This is a genomic window from Tumebacillus amylolyticus, assembly GCF_016722965.1.
Classification (GTDB): domain Bacteria; phylum Bacillota; class Bacilli; order Tumebacillales; family Tumebacillaceae; genus Tumebacillus; species Tumebacillus amylolyticus.
Genome location: NZ_JAEQNB010000008.1, coordinates 115,975 through 137,949, shown reverse-complemented (window position 1 = coordinate 137,949; position 21,975 = coordinate 115,975). Strand labels below are relative to the sequence as shown.

Annotated in this window: 18 protein-coding genes; 2 read left to right on the top strand and 16 right to left on the bottom strand. The window is 55.4% G+C overall.

Translation table 11 applies throughout. The features are described 5' to 3' along the window. Positions 1 to 334: 334 nt before the first annotated feature. From JJB07_RS21095 to JJB07_RS21045, 11 genes are all read right to left on the bottom strand, one after another. Positions 335 to 502: a hypothetical protein gene (locus tag JJB07_RS21095; RefSeq protein WP_201638087.1), complete on the bottom strand. Its 168-nt coding sequence runs from the start codon at positions 500 to 502 to the stop codon at positions 335 to 337. A gap of 529 nt (positions 503 to 1,031) precedes the next feature. Further along, positions 1,032 to 1,565 carry a hypothetical protein gene (locus JJB07_RS21090; protein ID WP_201638086.1) on the bottom strand — a complete coding sequence of 178 codons (534 nt, stop codon included), beginning with the start codon at positions 1,563 to 1,565 and terminating at the stop codon, positions 1,032 to 1,034. Positions 1,566 to 1,862: 297 nt separating this feature from the next. Next, the gene (spoVG, locus tag JJB07_RS21085; protein ID WP_201638085.1) at positions 1,863 to 2,147 is read right to left on the bottom strand and encodes a septation regulator SpoVG; all 285 of its coding nucleotides are present in this window, start codon (positions 2,145 to 2,147) and stop codon (positions 1,863 to 1,865) included. A gap of 178 nt (positions 2,148 to 2,325) precedes the next feature. Continuing rightward, a complete protein-coding gene (locus JJB07_RS21080; protein WP_201638084.1) occupies positions 2,326 to 2,706 on the bottom strand; it encodes a RidA family protein in 381 nt (126 codons plus the stop codon). A gap of 14 nt (positions 2,707 to 2,720) precedes the next feature. Beyond that, positions 2,721 to 3,536: a pur operon repressor gene (gene purR / locus JJB07_RS21075; protein ID WP_201638083.1), complete on the bottom strand. Its 816-nt coding sequence runs from the start codon at positions 3,534 to 3,536 to the stop codon at positions 2,721 to 2,723. A 74-nt stretch (positions 3,537 to 3,610) separates the two neighbouring features. Further along, positions 3,611 to 4,459 carry a 4-(cytidine 5'-diphospho)-2-C-methyl-D-erythritol kinase gene (ispE, locus tag JJB07_RS21070; protein WP_201638082.1) on the bottom strand — a complete coding sequence of 283 codons (849 nt, stop codon included), beginning with the start codon at positions 4,457 to 4,459 and terminating at the stop codon, positions 3,611 to 3,613. A gap of 117 nt (positions 4,460 to 4,576) precedes the next feature. Beyond that, positions 4,577 to 7,213, bottom strand: a complete 2,637-nt coding sequence (gene cphA, locus JJB07_RS21065) for a cyanophycin synthetase (protein WP_201638081.1) — start codon at positions 7,211 to 7,213, stop codon at positions 4,577 to 4,579. Beyond that, positions 7,210 to 8,031 (bottom strand): cyanophycinase, encoded by an 822-nt coding sequence (locus JJB07_RS21060; RefSeq protein ID WP_201638080.1) that lies wholly within the window; start codon positions 8,029 to 8,031, stop codon positions 7,210 to 7,212. The genes cphA and JJB07_RS21060 overlap by 4 nt, the downstream gene beginning before the upstream one ends. 132 nt (positions 8,032 to 8,163) lie before the next feature. Next, positions 8,164 to 8,346 (bottom strand): small, acid-soluble spore protein, alpha/beta type, encoded by a 183-nt coding sequence (locus tag JJB07_RS21055; RefSeq protein WP_201638079.1) that lies wholly within the window; start codon positions 8,344 to 8,346, stop codon positions 8,164 to 8,166. A gap of 103 nt (positions 8,347 to 8,449) precedes the next feature. Beyond that, complete coding sequence (locus JJB07_RS21050; protein ID WP_201638078.1) at positions 8,450 to 13,036, bottom strand: SdrD B-like domain-containing protein; 4,587 nt, start codon at positions 13,034 to 13,036, stop codon at positions 8,450 to 8,452. After that, complete coding sequence (locus tag JJB07_RS21045) at positions 13,014 to 13,679, bottom strand: sortase (RefSeq protein ID WP_201638077.1); 666 nt, start codon at positions 13,677 to 13,679, stop codon at positions 13,014 to 13,016. The genes JJB07_RS21050 and JJB07_RS21045 overlap by 23 nt, the downstream gene beginning before the upstream one ends. A gap of 143 nt (positions 13,680 to 13,822) precedes the next feature. Here JJB07_RS21045 and JJB07_RS21040 point away from each other — a divergent pair, with 143 nt between their 5' ends. Continuing rightward, entirely contained in the window at positions 13,823 to 14,971 is a 1,149-nt protein-coding gene (locus JJB07_RS21040) for a response regulator (RefSeq protein WP_236588292.1), read from the top strand. 82 nt (positions 14,972 to 15,053) lie between these two features. On the opposite strand, the gene veg is transcribed toward JJB07_RS21040, so the two are convergent. Continuing rightward, positions 15,054 to 15,338 (bottom strand): biofilm formation stimulator Veg, encoded by a 285-nt coding sequence (veg, locus tag JJB07_RS21035; RefSeq protein ID WP_038088330.1) that lies wholly within the window; start codon positions 15,336 to 15,338, stop codon positions 15,054 to 15,056. Between the two features lie 188 nt (positions 15,339 to 15,526). Beyond that, positions 15,527 to 16,387, bottom strand: coding sequence for a sporulation peptidase YabG (gene yabG / locus JJB07_RS21030; RefSeq protein WP_201638075.1), 861 nt, complete (start codon positions 16,385 to 16,387; stop codon positions 15,527 to 15,529). A 95-nt stretch (positions 16,388 to 16,482) separates the two neighbouring features. Here yabG and JJB07_RS21025 point away from each other — a divergent pair, with 95 nt between their 5' ends. Then, positions 16,483 to 17,283 carry a glycosyltransferase gene (locus JJB07_RS21025; protein ID WP_201638074.1) on the top strand — a complete coding sequence of 267 codons (801 nt, stop codon included), beginning with the start codon at positions 16,483 to 16,485 and terminating at the stop codon, positions 17,281 to 17,283. 28 nt (positions 17,284 to 17,311) lie between these two features. Here JJB07_RS21025 and JJB07_RS21020 read toward each other — a convergent pair whose 3' ends face one another. The 3 genes from JJB07_RS21020 to JJB07_RS21010 form a co-directional block, all read right to left on the bottom strand. After that, on the bottom strand, positions 17,312 to 18,247 hold the full coding sequence (locus JJB07_RS21020) for a DHH family phosphoesterase (RefSeq protein WP_201638073.1): 936 nt from the start codon (positions 18,245 to 18,247) through the stop codon (positions 17,312 to 17,314). A gap of 195 nt (positions 18,248 to 18,442) precedes the next feature. Beyond that, positions 18,443 to 20,065, bottom strand: coding sequence for an esterase/lipase family protein (locus tag JJB07_RS21015; RefSeq protein WP_347338383.1), 1,623 nt, complete (start codon positions 20,063 to 20,065; stop codon positions 18,443 to 18,445). Between the two features lie 184 nt (positions 20,066 to 20,249). After that, positions 20,250 to 21,863 (bottom strand): esterase/lipase family protein, encoded by a 1,614-nt coding sequence (locus JJB07_RS21010; protein ID WP_201638071.1) that lies wholly within the window; start codon positions 21,861 to 21,863, stop codon positions 20,250 to 20,252. Between the last annotated feature and the right edge of the window lie 112 nt (positions 21,864 to 21,975).

The window sequence follows — 21,975 nt, the reverse complement described above, 5'->3', positions numbered from 1 at the left end:
TTCGTGGTAGCGAAGGTCGAGTGGTTCTACAAACTTGTCTCGTGACCAAGCCCCATTGACTCGGCCAAGGGCTTCTACTTGGGAGATTCCGAAGTATTTGATCATCTTCTCAACGATAAGCAAGCAGAAGTTGTGAGATCTCTCGTTTGTCTCAAATGTGAAGTTCATGTAGTTCCGTCCTTTTTCTGTACGAAAAAACGACCTTCTACAACCATTGAATGGACGCTTTTCTACAGCCCTTACTTTAACTCTTCCTTGTGCTTTATCTCCCGTAAAATATACAAAAAACCGAGACCAAACAGGGTGCCGCCAGGCTCGGTTTTATTAATAGGGCTTAGGGGTACAGCAGTGGGTGGAGGGTCGGGTCGCCTTCTCGGTTCCACCATTGGGATTGACTTCCGTAGTAGATGTCATACGCCAATTCGTCGGTGTCCTGATGGTACCGGAGGTCAAGTTCCTCTACAAACGGTAAACTTACCCATGCCCGATTCAGTCGTCCCAATGCTTCCTCTTGGGAGATTCCAAAAGAAGTTATCATTTCCTCAACGATTTTTAGACAGAAACGATAGGATCTCTCATTTGTTTCAAATACGAATTTCAAGACGCTTCTTCCTTTCCTGTTTAGTCTTGTCCCACGAACCCATCCGACCAAGCAAAACCATCGATATGCATAAACAGCCAGTTTGCCATGCGTTGCGATCGGATTGCCATCTGATGGCCTGAAGCAACCATGGAGGCGCCATCTCTCCATTCCGACAGATACATCAACATATATTGGACCTTCATAGTAATCAAACCCTGGGAAAGTGCTGTACATATCACCAACACGGCTACTTGCCACGAATTGTTCCCATTCACCGGTTGGCCCCATGAAGTATTTACCCTTGAACTGCATTAGCTCCTTTTCACTTTTCCGTAACTGTAAACTTCAGAATAACCCCGAATGGCTGTCCGTCTTCCTTGCCTTTTCTTTGTGCCCAAACCACAGCTTGTGAGAGAGGTCGTTTGTTACATAGAATCCCTTCCCGAAGTCAGGTCTTTTTTTTGCCAATGAGAACATCGATACCTGACTTAAGAATACTCTGTGCACCATCATCTACATACTGTATGGCACTATTATTCATAAAGTCAAAAAGTCGCTCCAAGTGCTTCTTGTCTTTCTCACCCGCGAGCGGCAGTCGGAACTCCTCAAGAGCTTCCGTAGTAACGAGGTCTTGTAAAAGAGCCTTTTGTAAAAGGGCGTACCCTCGTACCTGTAGAAGTTTTTGGACGTCCTCTCGGGTGAGGGGGTTTTTCTGATTCACGTTTTCCCCCATGTGCAGGAGGAGCAGTTGTTTTTGAATCTCACGGCTGTCTGTGGTCTTTTGTTGTAGTTCTTGAAGCTGGTCTTGGTTCAAACGGTTCTGCTTGAGCAGTTGCACCCAGACCGCTTCCAAGACGATGCTTTTTTCCCGACAGTAGCACTCTAAAAGCTCCGAAAATTCATCTGTCTTCAAGGGAGCTCCGCCAGACAAAATCCCCGTTGCGTAGGACCGCCAAACCTCATGCTCATCTGGCTGCTTCACGTGCGATGTACCCCCTCATAAGTCCCTATTCCCTCGTCAGCTCGACAAAATACTCTGCCGCATCGATAATCAACGAATTTTTGTCGCGCACGTAAAAGTCACTTCCGACTGCCAGGGCTATGACCCCTCGTTTCCATCATTCACTCACCCTATCGCACCCCAAAACCAATTTCCACCAATTATATTCAATCCCACCCAAATAAAAAAGACCACCGGCGCCCAAGCCGGTGGTCTTCACTCTGAACTCGTTCAAGCGGGGGGGCATGTCCGAGTTCAGATGTAGCATACGTATTTAAGTTACGCGATGGTTGCTTCTTCCTCTTCTACGTCTTCGGTTTTGTTGAAGACGTCGAGGACCGCGTCTTGGATCTTCTGACGGGTTTCGGACGAGATCGGGTGCGCGATGTCGCGGAACTCGCCGTCCGGAGTGCGTTTGCTCGGCATTGCAACAAACATCCCGTTGTTGCCGTCGATGACGCGAATGTCATGAACGACGAACTCATTGTCGATCGTGATCGAAGCGATTGCTTTCATACGACCTTCAGTATTCATTTTACGAAGTCTAACATCTGTGATTTGCATCACGATTCACCTCTTCACCCATTTATGTTTGTACGTGTTGCCTAACTTAATCTTATAATAGCACAATTCAGCACTTAATGTCAGCATATTCAGCATAATTTGATAAAATTTTTTTCGCATTCACTGTAGCGCGGTAATAAAAAAAGACGCGGCCCTTATCAGGGCCGCGTCTTCGCGATTACTTCGTGACTGCTACGAGGTCGATCTCGACGCCGACATCTTTCGGCAGACGAGCGACTTGCACGGTGGAACGCGCCGGGCGGTGATCGCCGAAGTACTGTGCGTACACTTCGTTGATCTCGCCGAATTGGTTCATGTCCGCGATGAACACGGTCGCTTTGACCACGTCGTTCAGCGAGGAACCCGCTTCGGCCAGCACCGCTTGCAGGTTTTTGAACACTTGGTGGGTTTGCTCTTGGATCGAGCCGGTCAGCAGCTCGCCGTTCGGCAAGAGCGGGATCTGACCCGAGGTGAAGATCATGTTGCCCGCTTTGATGGCTTGGCTGTACGGACCGATTGCGGCCGGTGCGTTGGTGGTGGCGATGATTTGCTTTTCCATTTTACAAAAACCTCCTATGCAAAGTACGTCCCGGGCTCGATGGCCACTTGGCGGGTCGCTTCGTTCATCTCGGTGAGCGTCGCCAGCGAGACGTAGTTGTCAATCATCTTGTCTTCCGGATCAACGGTGGACATGAACACGCCCACGCCGACCACTTCAACCTGAAACTCGCGCATGAGGTCGGCGAGTGCTTTCGCGGTGCCGCCGGCCTTCATGAAATCGTCGACGATCAGGACTTTGGTTTTCTCCGGCAACGAACGGCGGGAGAGCGACATCGTCTGGATGCGTCTCGACCCCGACACGTAGTTGATGGAAACCGCCGAACCTTCCGTGACTTTGTGGTCACGGCGCACGACGACCATCGGCACATTGAGGTACTTCGCCGTCGAAACGGCCAGCGGAATCCCCTTGGTCTCCACGGTCACGACGTACTCGGCGCCCGATTCTCTGAACCGGGACGCAAACATCTTGCCCGCCATGTCCAACACATGAGGCCGCAACAACACGTCCGACATATAAAGGAAGCCGCCCGGCAAAATGCGATCCCCCGCACTCAGGTTCTGCGCCACGTCTTGGAGAAATTCCTCCGCCAAGTCGTCTCGCAACCCCGGCACGTAACGCACGCCGCCGGACGCGCCTGCCTGAGTCTCCAACGTCCCGAGTCCCTCCGCTTCCATCACTTCGCGGATGATCGCCAAGTCTTCACTCAGCGAGGACTTGGCGGACGCGAGCTTGTCCGCCATCTCGGTCAACGACAACACACGATGAGGTTGTTCCAGGAGGATCTGCGTCAGCCGGACGATGCGTTCACTGCGTCGCATTTTACTCACAACCCTATCCCCTTCCAAAACACGAACATTAATACGATGAATATATCATTTGATTCGTGTTTGTGGCAACCTTTCTAGAAAAAGCGGCAGAGGTACACTTCCCGTGAGAAGCCTCGCAGGGCGTTGCAGATGCGCAGCGCTTTCTGCTCGCGCTCGACGAGGGCGAATAGGGTCGGACCGCTGCCCGACATCAGCGCCCCTTGCGCGCCGAACTTCAAAAGTTGTTGCTTCAATCGTTCCACTTCCGGGTACATCGCAAATGTCACGCCTTCGAGCACGTTGCCGAGCTGCGACGAAATGACTTTGACATCTCCCGTTTGGAGAGCTTCGACCATCGCTTCTGTGCTCGGATGGTGTTCGATCTCATCGGCACGCAAACGTCCGTACACATCTGCGGTGGAGACGGCAATCGGCGGTTTGACGAGCACGACCCAGGTTGGGGAGACGCTTGGCAGACGCTCGATTTTCTCTCCACGGCCCCGCGCGATGGCGGTGCCGCCGTAGATGCAAAACGGCACATCGGAGCCGATCTTGGCCCCGAGTTCGGCGAGTTGGTCCAACGTGAGCCCCAAACTCCACAGACGGTTCAGACCGCGCAGGGTCGCCGCCGCATCGCTGGAGCCGCCGGCCAGACCTGCCGCGACCGGGATTCGTTTCTCGATATGAATATGAAGACCCTTGGTGATCCCATACGTCTCCCGCATCAATTGCGCCGCTTGGTAGACGAGGTTTCGTTGGTCGAGCGGTATGTACGGTGCGGTGCAGGTCAGCACGATCTCCCCGTCCGACCGCTCCTGAAATTGGAGGTGGTCGGACAGATCGACGGTCTGCATCACCATCTCCACTTCGTGGTAGCCGTCAGGACGCTTGTGGAGGACGTCGAGGGTCAGGTTGATTTTCGCTTGGGCTTTTTCCGTCAACATGGGCTTGCATGACCTACCTTTGAGTAGCGTTCGTTCATTTGGCATTTCGTACAACTTCAATAGGTAAGGCCAATTTCCTGCTCAGAACATGAAAAAAAGCGTGGTACACGCTTTTTTTCACGCCTTTAGCGACATGTGGGAGACGGAAACAGCCTCATGCTTCCTCAGGACGTCCATCACGGGAGCCAGTTTTTCGTAGAAGACGACTACCAATTCCCCGTCTTGCAGATCGGAGAGCGCCGCTTCCAGCGCCTGCACTTCGTTGTGAATCACACGGCACTCCTTGTCCGGAGACACGCTGTGAATCGCTTGTTCCAAAAGCGTCGCCACTTCGCCCGGTCTGCGCCCGCGCAGGTCGACGTCTTCCTTGACAAAAAGTCGATGGAAGCCCTGTGCCGCCGCGCGGCCCGATTCGCTGACGATGTCGTCGTTGCGATCTCCCGGTACGCCGACGACGCCTGTGACGCGCACATTCGGCATCCGACCCGCCATTTCGCAGATCGCTTGGAACGCGTGCGGGTTGTGCCCGTAGTCGACCATCACGTAGGCGTTGCGCACTTGGTAGAGGTTGACGCGGCCGGGGTTGTGAACATCGCTTCGGAACTCGCGGAGTGCCGAGGCGATTTTTTCCTTCGACATGCCGTATGCGCGGCAAGCGGCGATGGCGCACATCGCGTTCTGGACGTGGAAGTGTGCCGCGCCAAGCATCGTCACGGGAATGTCAGACGCGCGCATGACATGGCGTGCATGTTCTCCGCGAGCTTCGATGATCCAACCGTCTTTGAAAAAGTAGCCTGTGCCGCCCTCCGAGAGATGGCGACGCAACACGCGGGAGTTCGGGTTGAGCGAGAAGAACACAAATTTGCGTCCGCTGCGGTGGCGGGACTTCATTTTTTTCGGAAGCTCGGCGAGATGCGGGTCGTCGGCGTTGAGAATCACGACGCCGCCGGGACGCACGCGTTCGACGACGAGGGACTTCACTTGAATCAAGTCCTCGACCGTTTCGATGCCGTCACAGCCGATGTGGTCAGGTTGGATGTTGGTGATGATGCCGACGTCCGCCCAGTCAAAGCCAAGACCTGCACGCACCATGCCGCCACGTGCCGTTTCCAGAACAGCGACGTCTACGCCCGGATCGCTCAAAATCGCTCGTGCCGAGCGCGGGCCGGTCGTGTCGCCCTTGGCGATGCACTTGCCGTTGATGTAGATGCCGTCCGTCGAGGTCATGCCCACAGTGCGGCCTGTCGTTTGAATGACGTGGCCGATCATGCGAGTGGTCGTGGTTTTTCCGTTGGTGCCTGTGATGGAGAGCACCGGAATTCGCGAGGGCTGGCCCGGCGGGTAGAGCATGTCGACGATCGCTTCGCCCACAGAGCGCGGGTCGCCGATCGACGGCGTTTCATGCATCCGAATGCCGGGGGCTGCGTTGACTTCGATGACGTAACTGGATGCTTCGTCGAACGGCTCTGCGATGTTCGGGCAGACGAGGTCGATCCCGCAGACGTCCAGTCCAACGATGCGCGCCGTACGCACGCAGACTTCGGCGATGGTTGGGTGAACGTCTCCCGTTACGTCGATGGCGATGCCGCCGGTGGAGAGGTTGGCATTCTCCCGCAAGACCACGACTTCGCCCTCATGCGGGATGTCGTCGAGATTCCGACCAACGCGCGCAAGTACATTGTGCATGACATCGTCGATTTTGATCTTGGTCAGCGGCGCTTCGTGTCCATCGCCCCTGCGGGGGTCAAGATTTGCCTCCACGATCAGTTCGCGTATCATGCTTTTCCCGTTGCCGATGACGTTGGCCGGCATCCGCTCTGCGGCGGCTACGACTTGTTCGCCTACGACGAGCACGCGATAGTGACGGCCTTCGAGATAGCTCTCCACGATGACAGCTTCAGAGAAGCCCTGTGCAATGCGAAACGCATCGCGCACTTCTTGCTCGGTGACGAGATTGAGGGAAACGCCCTTGCCTTGGTTTCCGTCGAGCGGCTTGACGACGACCGCGCGTTCGATGTCGCGAAACTGTTCCACCGCTTCGTCCTCCGTGTACGCAACTCCGCCGTACGGTACGGGAATCGCGGCGAGATCAAGCATCTGCTTGGTCAATTCCTTGTCGCAGGCGATGTCCACGCCGATGCAGGACGTGCGCTCGGTGATCGTCGCTTGAATTCGCTTCAAGTGCCGGCCGGTGCCGAGTTGGATCAGAGAGCCAGTGTTCAAGCGGTAGTAGGGGATGTCGCGTTTCTGGGCGGCTTCCACCAGCGCTTTGGTCGACTGGCCGAGCCCGGTGCGGGCCGCTAGTTTTTTCGCTTCCTCGATGTGAGGCTGCCAGTCGTAGCTCTCCCCGCGTGTGAGCGCGTCTACGAGCGCGAAAGAAGTTCGCAGGAGATGGCCCATGCCCGCTTCGTTTTTGCATTCGACAAAAACATCATAGACACCCTCCGCCGCGTAGGTCGTCTTGCCGCGGGAGGCGCCGATGCCTGCGAGTTCCGCCAGTTCAATGGCGACGTGCTCGATGACGTGTCCCAGATAGGTGCCTTCGTCAAGTCGCTCGACAAAACCGCCCGGTTCTCCCTTGGCGCAGTGATGGTCACGCAGGCCTGGGAAGAAGTCGAGCAGTTTTTGGTTGAGGTTCGGGAATTCGTACGATTCCTTGCCTGCGCACTCTTGCAAATCTATGCGCATCACCATGGCAGGTTGATGCGAGTAGAGATTCGGTCCTGAGATGTACCGAATATCCTCGATTTTCATTCGTTGTCCACTCCTCGTTGTCTTGCAATCGTAGTCCGATCGCGCAAGTGAAAGCCGTAGCCGCTCGGCAAGATATGCACTTTGATGCCGCATAGGGCCAAGTCGTCCCCTTTGCTGACATCTTCGATGTTGGAATGCGTAAGAGCGCCTGCATCAATCACATTGACGGCTCCGGCTCCGATGACGGTGAACTCAAGACCGTCGACGATCATCGCGGTGTTCTCGTCAATGCCAAGCCCCATGTGGTGCGGGTACTGCGCTACGGCAGAGAACAAACGTCCGAAGCGCCCCCGTTGGGCAAAGTGTTGGTCGATGACGACGCCGGAGATGAATTCCATGCCCGGTGCCATCTCGACGATGCCGATTTTGGGGTTGGTCTCCGAGATGCCGGAGACGATCATGGTGCTTGACATCATCGAAGCACCGGCGGAGGTGCCGGCCAGCAACAGGCCGGATTCGTGACGTTCGTGGAGTGCCGCGTCCATTTTGGTGCCCCCGAGGAGCTTGGTGACGCGAACCTGATCTCCGCCTGTAAAAAAGACGCACGTTGCGTCTTCGATCGCCTTGATCGCACTCTTGGCGTTGGCTGCTTCACGGGTCGAGACGTCGAACATGCGGACGTCCGCGACGCCGATCGTATCGAACACTTCGATGTAGTCGGCCCCGACTTCGATGGGAAGTTCGGTCGCAACCGTCATCACCACGATGCGGGCGTGTTTGCCGCCTGCGAGGCGAACGACTTCGCGGAGGATGGTCATGTCGTTTTTCTTATCCTCTGCCCCGCCGATGATGACCAATTTACCAGATCGAGTACTCAATCCGTTTGCCTCCTCGCTTTGGGTACGTAGACATGTTCAGGATGTAAGTCTGCCCTTTTTTGCGGGGCGATTATTCATGAGGTCGATCAGGTTGTAGAGAAAGACCAGAGCCACAGCTCTGGCCCGGGGAGATCATCGCTCTTGGTTCGCCATCGCCCGTTCCGCGATTTGCAGGGCTCGTTTGACGATGTTGCCCGCATCTTTCGCCGTGATGCCGCCCCAGCCTTCCTGTTGCACCGTGTCGTAGATGCCCAATTCCTTGGCGGCTTCGATCTTCAGGTGTTCCGACATAACGCCGCGACGCTTGCGTCCCATGATGAATTCCCTCCTTTTTGTCTCTCAAGATACATGGGTAGTATGTCCAGACAAAACAAAAAGCGTCCGCAAGCAGGGAAACCTGCTCGAAGACGCTTTTTTCTTAGGATGATTTGGTGTATCGACGTAGCAAAAGCAAGCTGCCGGCCAAGAGGACGACCGCCCATCCAACCCACGGCAGAATCGGTTCCCGCTCCCCTGTTTGCGGGAGCAGTTGGTGTCCGGTCTGCTTGGCGGGAACGGCAGGAGTCTGCTCGTTGACCGGGTCGGGTGTTTTCGGATTGTCAACAGGAGTAGGAACCGGGATTGGAAGAGTTGCTTCGTCCGTTTTGACAACCCCTGCGTCCACTGTGAGATTGGATTCTCCAGCGCCCAAGTGGATCACCTTCGTCCAGCCCTCAGCGTCCGCGTTGGAGTCCAAGAGACCATCACCGCTCGCGGCAACCGATGTGAACTTGTACCCTTCAGGAGCCGTAAATTTCAAACGGTACTCGCCCTCGGGCAAGTCGGAGAACAGGTACGATCCCGGTTTGCCCGAATCCCCGCTTGTCTTTGCCGTGCTCACCAGATGTCCGGCCTTGTCGTACAACTGAACGCTCACCCCGTTCAGGCCGGGCTCGTCCGCATCTTGAATTCCGTTTGCATGGAGGTCAAGCCATACGAAGTCACCGATCTGACCGCGTGCCGCAGTAGGCTCGGTCAGGAGCAAACCGGCATCAACGGTGGCATTGTTCTCTCCGATGCCCAGTGCAATCACACTCGTGCGACCCGTAAACGGATCGGCATCTGAATCCAATGCCAAAGACTTGCCTTGGTGAAGACCCGTAAACCACAGGCCCGCAGGCAATCGGAATCGGACTTGGTAGTTCCCCGGTTCCAGTTGGTCGAAGAGATACGAACCCGCTTTTCCATCTCGATCTGCCGTTACGACAGAGGAGACGAGCTCGTTTTTGGCGTTGTACAGCTCCACGGATATCCCATTTCGCCCTGTCTCATCGGCGTCCTGAACACCGTTTGCGTTGGCATCGATCCAAACACGATCCCCAATACTTCCTTTGGGAGACGCGGGTGGATTGCTGCCTGCGTCGGGGATGACAACCCCCGCATCGATCGTATCGAGGTTCTGACCCGGCAGCAGGGTGAAGACGTCTGTTTGTCCCTGTGCATTTGCATCAGAGTCTTTGTCCGTCAGAATCCCTGCGTGTTTGGTCGTGATCGCGTACGGCACGACGAATTTGACATAGTAGTTGCCGGTCGTCAAATTGTCGAACGCGTAATAGCCGGGCTTTCCGGCATGGTCGGCGGTGACCGTTTGCGCGAGAAGTACATTTTGATCGTTATAGAGTTGAACCTTCACTTGGTTCAAGCCTGTTTCGGTCAGGTCTTGGATTCCGTTGCGGTTCGCGTCCACCCAGACAAAGTCCCCAACCGACCCGACCGGCAAGAGAACGATCCCGGCATCGACCGTCATGTTCTCTTCGCCCTGCGCCAAGTTGATCAGATTGCTTTTCCCGGTGTTGAGGTCGATGTCCGAATCGAGGCTCGTGTCCGATCCTTGGTTTTCTTTCGCAAACCGGTACGCGCCGGACGGGAGACTCACTTTGACTTGGTACGTACCCGGTTCGAGCTTTCGGAACTCGTAGTAACCGTCCTTGCCGTTGTTCGCGGCGGTCGTGGTGCTGGACAGCAACTGACCCACCCCGTTGTACAATTCAACTTTCAGTCCGTTTTTGCCGGCTTCACCGGGGTCCTGTTGCCCGTTGTCATTGACATCGAGCCATACATAGTCGCCCAGAACCGCCTTTTTCAAAACCAGACCTGCGTCGACGGAGTGGTTTTTCTCCCCGTCTCCAAGTGTGATCAAAGCGGTTGAACCGGTTGCGGGGTCGGCATCTGAATCAAGGCCCCTGTCTGATCCACGACCGGCCAACGTCGCGCCTTCATAGGTGGCCGAAGGACGGAAGGTGAGAGAATACTTCCCGGGATCGAGGTTCGGGAACAAAAAGTACCCCGGATTCCCCCCAAAGTCATTCCCGGTGAGCGTTTCGGCAAGCTTCGTGCCCGCTTCGTTGTACAACTCCACCTTGACGCCGTTTACACCGGATTCAGAAGCGTCTTGGATGCCGTTCTCATTTTGATCCAGCCAGACAAAGTCACCGATTTCGGCCTTCGCACTCGCTTGTATTTTGATGCCGATTTTGAGCGGTTCGGACGGCAGAACCGAGCCGCCGTTCGCTTTGTTCATTTTGTACCCGTAGGAATTCCACGCAATTTCACCGCCGGTCGGGGCACCCACAGGGGCCACCATCGGCCATTCAAACGTCATGCTGTCGAGCGGATTGATGACAAAGTCGTCATCGAAGACAAATTTGACGGCGGTGACCGACGTCAGATCCTCCGGCGGATGCTCTGCCCAGAGACCGTTGTCTGTGCCCGTCGTGGCGTTCATGGTGACTCCGGGTGTCGTGGAGTAGTACGCTTTCACGTAACTCGGCACGACGACCGGCCCCGTCAAGAGCGGTCCCCACTGACTGCCGCGTCCGACCGAACCGTTCAAGACCGCGCGGTCCCCAATTCGAGCAAACGTGTTGACGATGGTCAACTTGTTGGTGGCAACATTGCCGACATTGCGAATTTTCAACTGGTAGAGCGAGCTTCCTCCCGGCGCGGTCACCCCGCTGTTCGGATATTTGCTCCACTCGGTGTCGAGTTCCCCCTTCACGAACATTTCCGATTGAAGGGCCACATCTTCGTTGACCAGCACGTCCACCACTTGTTGCAAGGAGTAGACGCCGTCGCTCGGGATGCAGGCCGGGCATTTTTTGTTGCTGAATTTGGTATCGTTCAAGTACTTCGAAGAGAGGACTTGGAACCGGTTCGCGATCGATTGCTGTTGCGTTCCGGCTTTGACTTTGGCATCGAACGTGATCGTCACGGTCTTGCCGATTTGCAGATTCGCCGCAGCAGCGTCTGCCCAAGACCAGGTTAATTTGGTGGTGCCGTCCGCTTGGGGCACCGCCGTAAATGTCGGGTCGTCGACTATGCCCGCCGGCTTGGTGACCTTCCACGTGTCAGGGAGGTATTCAAGTTCTGCGGGAAGTTGGTCGACGATGACCGGATTCTCCAATTGGGCACTGCTGGAGTACGTGTCGTTCGTCACTTTGAGCGTGTACGTGGTGACTTCCGTAGGAATCAAGGACGATTTCGAGCTGGTTTTTTCAAGTTTGAGCAGAGGACGATCGCTGACGATATCAACCGTCGAATAGCTCGTGGCCGATTTGCCGACGCCGTTAAATACATAGTTCAACTTGACGTTGTTTTTCACCGTTTCCGCAGAGTCGGGCGGAAGCACAAAGTCTACAGGTACCTTGTACGTCAGTTCAAACGGTTCGTTTTGGACGAAATTGATCGGGAGCGTTCCCAATCGGAATTGAACACCCTTGACGCTGCCAAGCGCTGTGGCATTCAACGAGGTGGGCGTCGAGGCGCTCACCTGTTGCCAGAGGTTCCAATCGGAATCGGTCGGGTTCTCCACGAGGGTGTAGTACACGTCGTAGGCGTCGATCCCCGCAAACACAGCCGTTTTAACCGTTTGCAAATCAAAATTGATCGGCGTGCCGCCCATGGTGTGCGTCGGCGTCATGTCTTCGATGACGCCCGATGTCAGCGACATGTTCGAGTTGTTCGCGACGCCGTTCAAGTAAAACTTGACGGTCTGCCCCGGGGAGATTTCTCTCTGGCCGGAATTCGTCCCTTTGGAAATGGGAGAGCCCATGTCCATCGGCGTTGTTTCAAATCCGTGACTCACTTGAGCGCTCACGCTGCTCTCAGGCTTCCCAATCGGCGTGAAGTGCGCTTCCGCTTGGTTGGTCACCTCCGTGGCGGTCATGGAGTCCGGATAATTCACGATCAACGTCAAGCGTTTGCTGTCCCGCAGGTCGTCTTCCAGATTCCAGAATACGGTGTTGTCCGGGCCAAGCGTTCCGCCATTGTCGGCGGAGACGAAAACAGCCCCCTCCGGCAATTTGTCGGTGATCACGATGTTCTTGAGGTTCAGATTGCCATACGAACCGGCCGCAGTGTCGCGGAACATGATCTCGTACTGGACGTCGGCGCCTTTGAAGGGCTCGGGAACCGGGCGAATTTTTTTCTTGGCAAGCGTCCACTTTGCGTCTGCGGTCGCCGTCACCGTCACGTCGTTGGATTCCACGACGACGGGAGAGCCGTCCACGAACGCTTCATAGCTGCTGTTCGCCGTCGCAGTGGTTCCATCGGGCGTCACGTAGTTTTCGAATTTGCCTCGCACCACGAGTTTGCCAGCGGAACCTGCCGGCAAAACGCCGTCCTTGAAGGCGAACGTTACTTCCTTTCGATCTGGAAAAGCAACGCTGTCCTCCACGCTGCTCGTCGTATTGCCATTGTCCGTTTTGCCGGTGTAGGTGACCCCTTCCGGCAACGTAAACTTGATTTTCGGGTCTGTAAAATTACTGACCGTACTCGAGGCGCTGTAATTGATGATGTAGCTGAATTCTTCCCCGGCTGCCACCACGCTTTTGCTTGCTTCAAATGTCAAGATCAGCCCGTCTGCTCCGCTGTCGGCGGCATTGGCACGAAACGGTGCGAGCAGTTGCACCACGAGCATGATGATGAAGAACCATACTGCGGGTTTACTTTTTGACTTCCACTGCAACTTGATTTCCCCTCTCTTGGTTGAGCGTTGCTTTGACGATGAGTCGATGGGTTGGATTGCGCATCGGATGACAGGTGATCAATGTCAATTCCGCTTCACCGGGATGAGAATCCAGAACGCGGAGATCATCCGGGTCCACCAGATAGGACGTTTGAACGGAATAGGTAAACACTCCGTTTGCAGATTCGATCTTGATGAGGTCCCCCGGTTCCAATTCATCCAGACGGTTGAAATGTTTGCCGTACTTCAAGCTTCGATGTCCCGCCAACACAAAATTAACGGGTTCACCCGGAAGCCTGTCCTCCTCCACGACGCCGATGCCGTACTGCAAAGGACGTGCATCGGCCCCTTTTATCAAAGGTTCGTGCAAGCCCAATTTGTCCACGGTGATCGTTCCCAGAACGGGAATTCCGTCGATCTCCTGCCACACCGTGTCCGTTTGCTGCGGCGTGGTTGGGTGAGACGGCGGATCGGTGGAAGCAAAACGGCTCTGCGTCGACCAATCGGTCAAGAGCGCATCTTGCTTTTTCTCCTGTATGAAGTCGTCGATGCGAGGCCAAGCGATCATCAAGGCACCGGACGCGATCAGAAACCAAAGGATGATGTGAACGGTGCGGCTACGTTGCCAGACAGCCCTCGGCACAAATCTTCCTCCCTCTTTGTGACTCTAGGACTTTTATCCTACCGATAGAATTGTATATAATGAATCTGTACAAAAATTGAACAGCTCTTTTTACTTTTACGACATTTTATCTTCATATAAGTGCAGGTGATTAAATGCGAGTGATGATTGTGGAAAATGAACTGTTGGCGCTCCTGCACATGCAGCAGGCGTTGGAGGAGTATGAGGGGATTCGGGTGGTGGGAGCCTTTCAGAATCCGGTGCAGGCGTTGAAGCAATTTGCCGACTTGCAACCGGACGTGGTGTTTCTGGAGATTCATTTGCCGGAGGTCTCCGGGTTTGAAGCGGTGGAACGGATGAGGAGCTTATGCCCCGACACGGAGATCGTATTTGTAACCACGGATGACAGACATGCCCTGCAAGCTTTTGAATGGAACGCCGTAGATTATTTGCTCAAGCCCGTCTTGCAACCGCGTCTGGAGAAGACGGTGCGACGGTTGCTCAGCTTGCGTGGGAAGCAAGTTCAGCACACGCATTCGTCCGAAGGGACGACCCGCGTCCTCTGCTTCCACTCCCTGCGGTTCCAGCCTGTCGGAATGCCGCCGCAAGTGCCGAAATGGCGCACCTCGAAGGCACAGGAGCTGTTCGCCTACTTGCTTCACCGTCGCGGTGAGCTCGTGCGCAAAGGAACGCTGATGGAGGTGCTTTGGCCGGAACTGGACGAGAAGAGAGCCATGACGCAACTGTATTCGACCGTCTATCAAATTCGTAAGGGTCTTGGCAAAATGGAGATCGACATCCAAATCAAGAATTCAAGCATCCAGGAAGGGTATGTCCTAGACGCAAGCCGCGTGTCGATCGATACGGAGGAATGGGAGCGCTCGCTCAAGCAGCTCAGCGGCAGCCGGTTCGACATGTCGGAGAAATTGGGTCAATTGCTCGCGTTCTATGAAGGAGATTACTTGCACGACCATATGTATGTATGGGCGGAGAACGAACGGGAGCGCCTGCGCAAACTGTGGGTCCAGCATGCCCGAATGCTTGCCCGGCACTATATCGAAGCGGACGGCAGGCAGGCAGAGGCCGCCGAACTGTACGAACGAATTCAAGCGGTCGATCCGTATGACGCGGAGGAAGGCCTGACGTTGCTGAAACTGTACGACGAGAATGGACGCACGCACAAAGTGAAGGATTGCTACCACAGAATCACCAATGCGTATACGCAAGAGCTCGGCCTCGAATTGCCCGCCCCCCTCGTCACGTGGTACGCGCAATGGATTCATCGACAAAAAGAAAACCACCTAGCGCCGTAGCCTAGGTGGTTTGGTTTGTATCGACTCACGAAAAAAACTTCTACCACACGCTCGGCGCACGGAGAAGTTTTTCGTGGTTCATTTATGCATCGTGCCCTTGCGAGAGGGTTACACGTACTTGACCCTCGTCCTTGCAGACCATCAGTTCGACCGTCTCGGTGAGGATGTCTGCGTAGCTGTAGGAGACGCGCTTGAAGGAGTTCTCCTGGTCCAGCTTGATCACAAATACAGAAGGGTATGTCTCTTCGAGAACGCCAGTGCGCTCGATGGTCTTTCGGCGTCCACCGTTTGCTCTCAACAAAATTTTCTCACCAACGTGGCGATCCAGGTTGCGTTTGATTTCGTTCAGTGCGTTTTTCGCTGTCATCGACACCACCTCTTTCCAACACTGAGTGTAGCACGAATGACGAACTTTGTCAAATGAGGTTAATTATTATATCAGTGTCCCGAAAATACTGTCAATGGGCTTTATTTGCCTCTTTTGGCCATTAATATGGATTACGAAGTCAGAATCTTCGCTCAAGCTCCATAATACGCTTCATTTTACCTTATGGATTAATAAGGCGATCGGGGCAGTCCGATGCGGTATTTTCCCCTTGTTTCAAGCCCTCCGAGGCCGTCTGTGCCGGTGATGGTCGCTTTGACGACGTCGAAGATGTTCACCGTTTGGTTAATCGGCGTGTAGGCGATTTTTTCGGCGATGAACACGGGGTCGAGCGCGTGGATCAAGATGCGGTGCGGCGACGAAGCGAAATTGGCACCGGAATCGAGCAGCGCTTCATAGTGCGATTGGCAGGCGCCGGCGAAGATGATCAGGTCGTCGAAACTGCGCTCGTACTTGCGGGCGGCTTTGACCGCTTTTATAAAGTTTTCCGAGTTTCGGTAGTTGTAGACGTTGGAGAGGTCTTGACCTTTGCGCAAGAGGCCGTCATGGCCGGTCAGGACCAAGATGTCCGGGTGGTATTGGTGCAGGAAGTGCGGCAACACTTCTGCCATGCGGGCTTCCGCGACGTGGTGGCCGATGGCCGGGATGCGCAGTTCTTCGTAGAAGAGCAAGCACTTTTCCAGGTACGACCCGTCCCCGTCCAAGTGCAGAACCCGCCCCGGTTTTTCAAAAAAATCATGACTCGCTCGAAATTTCGCGTCGGAGCGCAGCGAGCGTTTTTCTTCCTCGATCAGTCGACGCATGCGAATGAGGCGCAGGGCGTCGTCTTCTTCGCGACGGTAGCCAGCGGTATAGTCGCGCAGCTCGTTGTCGGTCACGCGCTCGAGGTCTGTCAGCGGTGCATCGGCGAGCAGGCGGACCTCCATGCCTTTTAGGACCGCGAGATTTTGGCTGCGGTCGATTTCTACGATGTGAAAACAGATGTCTTTTCCGTACGACTTGCGGGAGACCAGCTCCCCGACCTTCCACATCCGACTCCCTCCTCTTTTGTGCGTGATATTGTATGACACCTCGCGCGAGATGGTCACATGCCGCATATCTTGGAGGAAAGAGGAGGTGATGTCTCGTGTTTGCCGTGATCCCGGCCCGCAATGAAGCGTCCCGCATCGCGTCTGCCATCCGCAACGTGCGCCTCGCCGGGGTACCCAAAATCGTCGTGGTGGTCAACGGATGTCACGACGGCACGAGAGAGGTCGTTTCGCAAATGCAAGAGGGCGATCTGACTCTGCTCACCTTTCGCGACGCACTTGGCGTCGACATCCCCCGCGCGATTGGAGCCGCCTATGCGTACAGCCGCGGTGCCGAGTCTGTGTTGTTTTACGACGGCGATTTGATTGGACATCATCGCGATGAGCTGGGCAACTTGGTGAAGTCCGCCTCGCGATTTGCAGTCGACCTCGCGCTGACCGACACGTATGGAACCGCACACGACGCCGTGAGCGCCCGTGATACGCTGATTCGGTTGCGCTACGACGTAAACCATAAGCTGGGCCTCGCAGCCCGCCTCGGTCTCTCCAACCCCGCTCACGGCCCGCATCTGGTTTCCCGCCGACTGCTTCGTGAAATTCCGCTGGCCTATCTGGGCAAACCCCCGCTCCTGCTCGCGTATGCGGCCAAGCGGGGATTTCACGTCGATACGCTCGCCCACATCCCGAACGCAAGGCTCGGTTCCGCCCACAAAGGCCCGACGCATTCGGAACGCATCCGCGAGACGATCATCGGAGATTTGTTGGAAGCGCTCTGTTTGGTGGAGGGCAAACCGCTGTCCCGCGAGTTCCGCGGGCTCGTGTTCGACGGCTACGATTCGGAGCGAAGATTCGACCTGCTCGCCAAATTCGCCGAGTCGTTGCAAAAAAAAACCGACTGAGCCGGGGCTCGGTCGGTTTTCTTTTTCGTTAGGCGCGCAGTCTTGCTTCAAATGCCTTGACGATGTTGCCCAGCAGGGTCTTGAGATCGCCCTTGGCCCGGTAGCCGGCGAACAGCGAATAGCCCCAAGCACTGCCCTTCTCCATCCCCGGCACGTTGCGGAATACTTCTGCCGCGTCGAGTTTGTGGTTGGCAGAGAGCTCTTGGCGGATGTACATGCGGATCTCGACTTCCTCCCCGCGCGTGTAGCCGACCACCGAAACGTCCGCCCCCAAGTCAAACAGCGCCCGGGCCGCAAACGTCGGGATGTTCTCGCAGATCGTCGCCACCAACACATGGTAGCCGCCGAACTCGTACTGCTCCGCCCCGATCGCCGCTTGGCAGATCGCTCCGCGGTCTTTGCGCTCATCCGACATGTAGAGCCGCTGAATCGCTTCGTACGTAAGCCCCGTGCGTTCGAGAATTTCCCCAAAGGAGCGGAACGCTTCTGCATCTCCCTTGTGGAAGTTGATCGTATCGGTCATGATCCCCGCCGCCAGCGCAATCCCGGTCTTGCGGTCGATCTCCACATTCAATTCTTTCAACAACCGGTAGACCAACTGGCAGGTCGAAGAAACGGGGTCGTAGAGCCCGCCGAGTGCCAAGTGCTGCAAGTCGTTCTCCGGGTGATGGTCGACAAACCAAAACTTCGTCGGAAGCGATTCTCGCAACTGAATCGGTGAAGCCGCATCCACGACCACGACATGCTGATACGAAGCGGTGTCCGGCGCGATGATCACGCGAACTTCCAACTCTTCGATCAACCGATGGGTATGGGTGGCCACCGCCTTCGGAACGCCGACGTCTCCCCCGATGTACTGGGCGAGCGCATACGCCGCTCCGATCGCATCGCTATCCGCTTGATCATGACAGAGCACCAGCGTGTGCTCACCCTTTATTTTCGCGATCGTCTCAGAAAACTTCATGAAACCGTTGCACCATCCTATACGTTCAAATGCCGAATCCGGTAGTTTATAATGTCTTATTATATAGGATATGAGTCCACTAGCAAATGCGTTCTTTCTTGTCTTACCTCCTAGCCTTGCCGAAAACCCCGCTTGGGATTCAAAAAAAGAGCCCGTTCTCCTCCGAGACCGGGCTCTTTCGTCTGCCTTCCAAGCTTATTTCACAGAGCCGCTTTCGTCCGTCACGGCGAAGTTGTAGTTCACGGAACGTGTGAACTCTTCGCCGTTGTCCTTGACTCCGGTGACATCGAAGGAGACGTTGTACACGCCGGGCGTTGTCGGTGTGGCAAAGACCGCGTTGTACGCGCCCGACGCGTCTTGCTTGATTTCGACGTTGCTGAGGATGGAGTTGTGCCCGCCCTGTTTTTTCGCGGCGACGAGTTTTCCGTTGGTGACCAGGGTCTTGCCTTTGCCTCCCTCAAGGTTCAGGGTGAACGAGGTGGTGAGGTCTTTTTTCGCGTTGAGTTGTTTTTTCTTGGTCGTGACTTTCGCTTGCGGCCCTCCGTCCAGTTGGGCGAGCAGGAAGTAGGCGTCGTCGGTGCCCGCAGCGCGCATCGTCCACGTGCCTTTCTCCGGTTTGGAGATGTTGAAGACGTTGTGAGAAGCTTTGTCGAACATCATTGCCGTTTCGCCCACAGACTGGGCTTTGGACGGCTTGTACACGTTGCCCGACGGTGCGACCAGTTCCACATCGGTGGCGGAGGACGCCGTCATGACGTCAACCGTCGTCGAGTTCAAGCCGGATTCAAGCGAGAACGTATTCGACGTGAGACCGTTGATCGTGCCTCCGAGCATGAGATTCGACGAATATTCCGGCGGGATGACGATGGAGCCGCCCTCCAATTGGGTTTTGTTCGCCGAAGCGGACAACGACGGGGTCGGCAGCGCTGCGAAGGTCGTCGAGGTCAACTTCGGACGCACTTGCCACCACGTTTTGGACGCATAGCGCATGGCGGTGTGCGACAATTTTTCCGAGCCGTTGTCGGTGAAGCTGTAGATGCCGTTCGGGAGCCCCAGTGCGGAGTATTGCGCCACCGCCCCGTCGTCGCTGCCCGGCAGTACGGCATGTGCGTACCAGTACGCCGAGAACCAGCCGTCATCGCCCGTTCCGTTGGACATGTAGGTCCGCGTGTAGTTGTTTTCCGTCAAACCGTCCGTCCACGAGCGGAAGTTGCTCATATAGGAAGTCTGCAAGGAATAGACCGCATCGTCCTGTTGGCCCATGATCCAACCGAGCCACCACGTCCACGAGCCGTAGGAGAGGTCGGCGAGTTCAGAGCCTCGGTTCGGGGTCGAGAGCTGGTGAACCACGTTGACGTACGGATAGGCACCGTAATAATCCAACGCGGTCTGCGTGTCGATCCCGCCCTTGGAGTGGGCGATGATGTTGATTTTCGCTCCGCCGTAATACGCGGAGACTTTGCGAATGACATCGGCGAGCGCGGAGCCGTTCGTCCACATGTCGCCGCCGCCGCCGTCTGCGTCTTTTAATTGTACAAAAGCGGTGCGATAGCCCGCGTTAAACGCTGCGTCATAATAATCGTCTCCGGAGTTGTACCAAGTCGTATAATCGGAGTGCAACCCTTGTACAAACAAAATGACAGGCTTGGAGGTGTCCGCATTCGCAGGCACTGCCCCCGTGTACCAATCTCCAAACTTGCCCGAGGGATTGTCATCATGAAGTGAGGGAGCCGGAGCCGCTGCAAACGCAGCTTGCGGGATGACCAAAGCTCCGAGAAGTGCAGCCGAGGCCGCCAGTTTCAAGAAATACCGTTTCACAGATGTTACCTCCCTTTTAAAATTACTCATGCATTTTTCGTTACACTTACAATGTACCACCTTTTTCTCGTATGTAAATGAAATCTTTACAAATATTTTTATGAGTAAATCCCTGTACACGGAACGAAAAAAAACACCCTGACCGGAAGGCCGAGGGTGTTTTTTCGTGAGCAGTTCTCGCAGATTAGTTGAGTTGGTTTTTGTCGTCGAGCACTGCGAAGTTGTAGTTGACGGAACGGGTGAACTCTTCGCCCTTCGCGTTGACCGCGGTGACGTCCATGGAGACGTTGTACACGCCCGCTTCGGTCGGGGTTGCGATAGATGCGGTGACGTTGCCCGCTGCGTCGGTGTTCAGCGCTACGTCTTGAACGACGTTGGACTTGCCTTGCTTGTTCGCTTTGACCATTTTCGCGTTTTTCACTTTGCCGATTGCTTTCGCGCCGTCGAGGGTTACGTTGAAGGAAACGTTTTTCTCGGATTTGGCGAGGACTTTTTTGTTCGCGTTGACTTTCGCTTTGGAGCCGCCGTCAAGCGTCGCCATCATGAAGTACGCGTCGAGATCGCCTTCTGCTTGCAGGGTCCAGGTGCCCTTCTCCGGCTTGTCGATGGAGAAGATGTTGTGAACTGCGGTGTTGAAGATGATCGTCTCATCGGTGCCTTGGGTTTTGGAGTCTGCGGTGTAGACTTTGCCGGACGGGGAAACCAATTTCACGTTGGTTGCGTCAGACGAGGTCATGATGTCCACGTTCGCGCTCTTGATGCCGCTCTCTAATTGGAAGGAGTCGGTCGCAGAACCGTTGATTGCGCCGCCGCGCATGATGTTGTTGGAGAACTCGTCCACCGGAGAGAGTGCGCCTTCCAGGCCGGTTTTGTTCGCCGAAGCGGTCAAGCCTGCTGCCGGGATCGCTGCGAAGGATGCAGTCGTCAGGCGCGGCTTTACTTGCCACCAGGTTTTGGAAGCGTAGTGCATCTTGGTGTGCGAGAGGCGTTCCGAACCGTTGTCGGTGAAGCCGGAGTAGCCGTTCGGCAGACCGAATGCGGAGTAGATCGCTACAGCGCCGTCGTCTTCGCCCGGCAGGAACGCGCGGGAGTAGTAGGTGGAAGAGAAGAAGCCGTCATCGCCGGTACCGCCCGACATGTAGGTACGGGTGTAGTTGTTTTCCGAACGACCGTCCGTTTGAGCGCGGAAGTTCGCCATCCAAGCGGTTTGCAGCGAGTAGACGGCATCGTCCTTTTGACCCATGATCGCAGCGATCCAAGAGGTCCAGGTCGAGTACGCCATGTCTGCGATCTCCGAGCCTTTGTTCGGGGTGGAGAGTTGGTGAACGAGGTTTACGTACGGATACGCGCCGTAGTAAACGAGTGCGGTTTGGGTGTCGATGCCGCCCTTGGAGTGCGCGATGATGTTGATTTTCGAACCGCCGTAGTAGGCGGATACTTTTTTGATCAGGTCTGCGAGTACCGGACCGTTGGTCCACGGGTTGCCGCCGTTGCCGTCTGCGTCACGAAGTTGAACGAAAGCGGTGCGATAGCCCGCGTTGTAAGCTGCATCGTAGTACGGATCGGTTGCCGTCCAGGTGGTGTAGTCGGAGTGCAGACCTTGTACGAAGAGAATAACCGGCTTGCTGTAATCCACGTTCGACGGAATTGCACCCGTGTACCAGTCGCCGAAGTTTGCCGTCGCGTTGTCGTTGTGCAGCGCCGGTGCCGGTGCTGCTGCTTGTGCTGCTTGCGGGAGGTTGAGGGCTGCACCGAGGAGAAGTGCCGCTGTTGCCAATTTTACGAATTTTTTCGCCATGTTGAACGCCTCCATCATATTTATTTGTTGAAGTTTGGCTATCATGTATCTATTTTACCAGAAAAACCTGAATGGTAAGTCTATATTTTAATAATAGCATGTAAAATTTTAT

Bases quoted from the DNA above. Each gene is read 5' to 3' on its own strand.
- yabG (WP_201638075.1), bottom strand. From the start codon at position 16,387: ATGTGGAAGGTCGGGGAGCTGGTCTCCCGCAAGTCGTACGGAAAAGAC.
- cphA (WP_201638081.1), bottom strand. From the start codon at position 7,213: ATGAAAATCGAGGATATTCGGTACATCTCAGGACCGAATCTCTACTCG.
- ispE (WP_201638082.1), bottom strand. From the start codon at position 4,459: ATGTTGACGGAAAAAGCCCAAGCGAAAATCAACCTGACCCTCGACGTC.
- spoVG (WP_201638085.1), bottom strand. From the start codon at position 2,147: ATGCAAATCACAGATGTTAGACTTCGTAAAATGAATACTGAAGGTCGT.
- veg (WP_038088330.1), bottom strand. From the start codon at position 15,338: ATGACAGCGAAAAACGCACTGAACGAAATCAAACGCAACCTGGATCGC.
- JJB07_RS21010 (WP_201638071.1), bottom strand. From the start codon at position 21,863: ATGGCGAAAAAATTCGTAAAATTGGCAACAGCGGCACTTCTCCTCGGT.
- JJB07_RS21080 (WP_201638084.1), bottom strand. From the start codon at position 2,706: ATGGAAAAGCAAATCATCGCCACCACCAACGCACCGGCCGCAATCGGT.
- JJB07_RS21040 (WP_236588292.1), top strand. From the start codon at position 13,823: ATGATTGTGGAAAATGAACTGTTGGCGCTCCTGCACATGCAGCAGGCG.
- JJB07_RS21055 (WP_201638079.1), bottom strand. From the start codon at position 8,346: ATGGGACGCAAGCGTCGCGGCGTTATGTCGGAACACCTGAAGATCGAA.
- JJB07_RS21020 (WP_201638073.1), bottom strand. From the start codon at position 18,247: ATGAAGTTTTCTGAGACGATCGCGAAAATAAAGGGTGAGCACACGCTG.